Source organism: Pleionea sp. CnH1-48, from assembly GCF_024124665.1.
Lineage (GTDB): Bacteria > Pseudomonadota > Gammaproteobacteria > Enterobacterales > Kangiellaceae > JAMXSB01.
Genome location: NZ_JAMXSB010000036.1, coordinates 1 through 3,016, shown reverse-complemented (window position 1 = coordinate 3,016; position 3,016 = coordinate 1). Strand labels below are relative to the sequence as shown.

Here is a 3,016-nt window from a genome sequence, read left to right as displayed (position 1 = left end):
CACTTCCACATCCTGCCTATCAACGTCGTAGTCTTCAACGGCTCTTCAGGGAGCTTAAAGCTCCAGAGAAATCTTATCTTGGAAGGGGCTTCCCGCTTAGATGCTTTCAGCGGTTATCCTGTCCGAACATAGCTACCCGGCAATGCTTCTGGCGAAACAACCGGAACACCAGAGGTTCGTCCACTCCGGTCCTCTCGTACTAGGAGCAGCTTTCCTCAAATTTCTAACGCCCACGGCAGATAGGGACCGAACTGTCTCACGACGTTCTAAACCCAGCTCGCGTACCACTTTAAATGGCGAACAGCCATACCCTTGGGACCGGCTACAGCCCCAGGATGTGATGAGCCGACATCGAGGTGCCAAACACCGCCGTCGATATGAACTCTTGGGCGGTATCAGCCTGTTATCCCCGGAGTACCTTTTATCCGTTGAGCGATGGCCCTTCCATACAGAACCACCGGATCACTAAGACCTGCTTTCGCACCTGCTCGACGTGTCTGTCTCGCAGTCAAGCACACTTATACCTTTATACTAACCTCACGATGTCCGACCGTGATTAGTGTACCTTCGTACTCCTCCGTTACTCTTTGGGAGGAGACCGCCCCAGTCAAACTACCCACCACACACTGTCCTCGTCCCGGATAACGGGACTGAGTTAGAACTCAAACATTACCAGGCTGGTATTTCAAGATTGGCTCCACGCAAACTGGCGTTCACGCTTCAAAGCCTCCCAGCTATCCTACACAAGTAATGTCTAAGTCCAGTGTGAAGCTGTAGTAAAGGTTCACGGGGTCTTTCCGTCTAGCCGCGGGTATACGGCATCTTCACCGCAATTTCAATTTCACTGAGTCTCGGGTGGAGACAGTGTGGCCATCGTTACGCCATTCGTGCAGGTCGGAACTTACCCGACAAGGAATTTCGCTACCTTAGGACCGTTATAGTTACGGCCGCCGTTTACCGGGGCTTCGATCATGAGCTTCGACGAATCTAACCCAATCAATTAACCTTCCGGCACCGGGCAGGCGTCACACCCTATACGTCCACTTTCGTGTTTGCAGAGTGCTGTGTTTTTAATAAACAGTCGCAGCCACCTGGTTACTTCGACCAGCCTCAGCTTAGGGAGCAAGTCCCATCACCAAAACCGGCGTACCTTCTCCCGAAGTTACGGTACTATTTTGCCTAGTTCCTTCACCCGAGTTCTCTCAAGCGCCTTGGTATTCTCTACCTACCCACCTGTGTTGGTTTAGGGTACGGTTACTTGTTATCTGAAGCTTAGAGGATTTTCCTGGAAGCAGGGCATCAACCACTTCATCTCCGTAGAGACTCGTCGTCAGTTCTCAGCATTAAGGACCCGGATTTGCCTAAGTCCTCTGCCTACAACCTTAAATCTGGACAACCAACGCCAGACTGGCCTAGCCTTCTCCGTCACCCCATCGCAATAACAAGTAGTACAGGAATATTAACCTGTCTCCCATCGACTACGCATTTCTGCCTCGCCTTAGGGGCCGACTCACCCTGCTCCGATTAGCGTCGAACAGGAACCCTTGGGTTTCCGGCGAGGGGGTTTTTCACCCCCTTTATCGTTACTCATGTCAGCATTCGCACTTCTGATACCTCCAGCAAACCTCCCGGTTCACCTTCAACGGCTTACAGAACGCTCCTCTACCATGCGTGCAAGCACGCATCCGCAGCTTCGGTGTATCGCTTAGCCCCGTTACATCTTCCGCGCAGGCCGACTCGACTAGTGAGCTATTACGCTTTCTTTAAAGGATGGCTGCTTCTAAGCCAACCTCCTAGCTGTTTTAGCCTTCCCACATCGTTTCCCACTTAGCGATAACTTTGGGACCTTAGCTGGCGGTCTGGGTTGTTTCCCTTTCCACGACGGACGTTAGCACCCGCCGTGTGTCTCCCATGATTGCACTCCTCGGTATTCGGAGTTTGCATCGGGTTGGTAAGCCGGGATGGCCCCCTAGCCGAAACAGTGCTCTACCCCCGAGGGTGATACATGAGGCGCTACCTAAATAGCTTTCGAGGAGAACCAGCTATCTCCTGGTTTGATTAGCCTTTCACTCCGAGCCACAGGTCATCACCGCATTTTTCAACATACGTGTGTTCGGTCCTCCAGTTGGTGTTACCCAACCTTCAACCTGCCCATGGCTAGATCACCAGGTTTCGGGTCTACTCCCAGCAACTCATTCGCCCTATTAAGACTCGCTTTCGCTACGCCTCCCCTAATCGGTTAAGCTTGCTACTGAGACGTAAGTCGCTGACCCATTATACAAAAGGTACGCAGTCACATAGCTATACTATGCTCCCACTGCTTGTATGCACACGGTTTCAGGTTCTATTTCACTCCCCTCACAGGGGTTCTTTTCGCCTTTCCCTCACGGTACTGGTTCACTATCGGTCGGCAGAGAGTATTTAGCCTTGGAGGATGGTCCCCCCATATTCAGTCAAGATAACACGTGTCCCGACCTACTCATGTTTCATTCACTAGGCACTTTCGCGTACGGGGCTATCACCCTCTATCGCCAGGTTTTCCAACCTGTTCCGCTAACACCTAATCAACTTTTGGGCTAATCCCCGTTCGCTCGCCGCTACTTAGGGAATCTCGGTTGATTTCTTTTCCTACGGGTACTTAGATGTTTCAGTTCTCCGCGTTCGCCTCTTACACCTATGAATTCAGTGTAAGATACCTGCCTTATGGCAGGTGGGTTCCCCCATTCAGACATCTCCGGATCAAAGGTTGTTTGCCACCTCCCCGAAGCTTTTCGCAGGCTACTACGTCTTTCATCGCCTTCTGCCGCCAAGGCATCCACCGTGTGCACTTATTCACTTGACCATATAACCCCAAATAGTTTCCTATAAAAAGGCTATACGACCACTGAACGTCTTACTTTTTCGCACTACTGTTGGTTTCAAATAACCTTCAGCGCTTGTATGACTCATTTCCAGATTGTTAAAGAACGACTGATAGAAATATCAGAACCAAACAAAAGCTTGCTTCTAATATCTC

General features: G+C 50.9%; 1 rRNA gene. It reads right to left on the bottom strand.

Annotated elements, in window-relative coordinates:
• Window positions 1-2,842: ribosomal RNA gene (locus tag NH399_RS25235) — 23S ribosomal RNA — on the bottom strand; the annotation flags it as partial.
• Window positions 2,843-3,016: the final 174 nt, after the last annotated feature.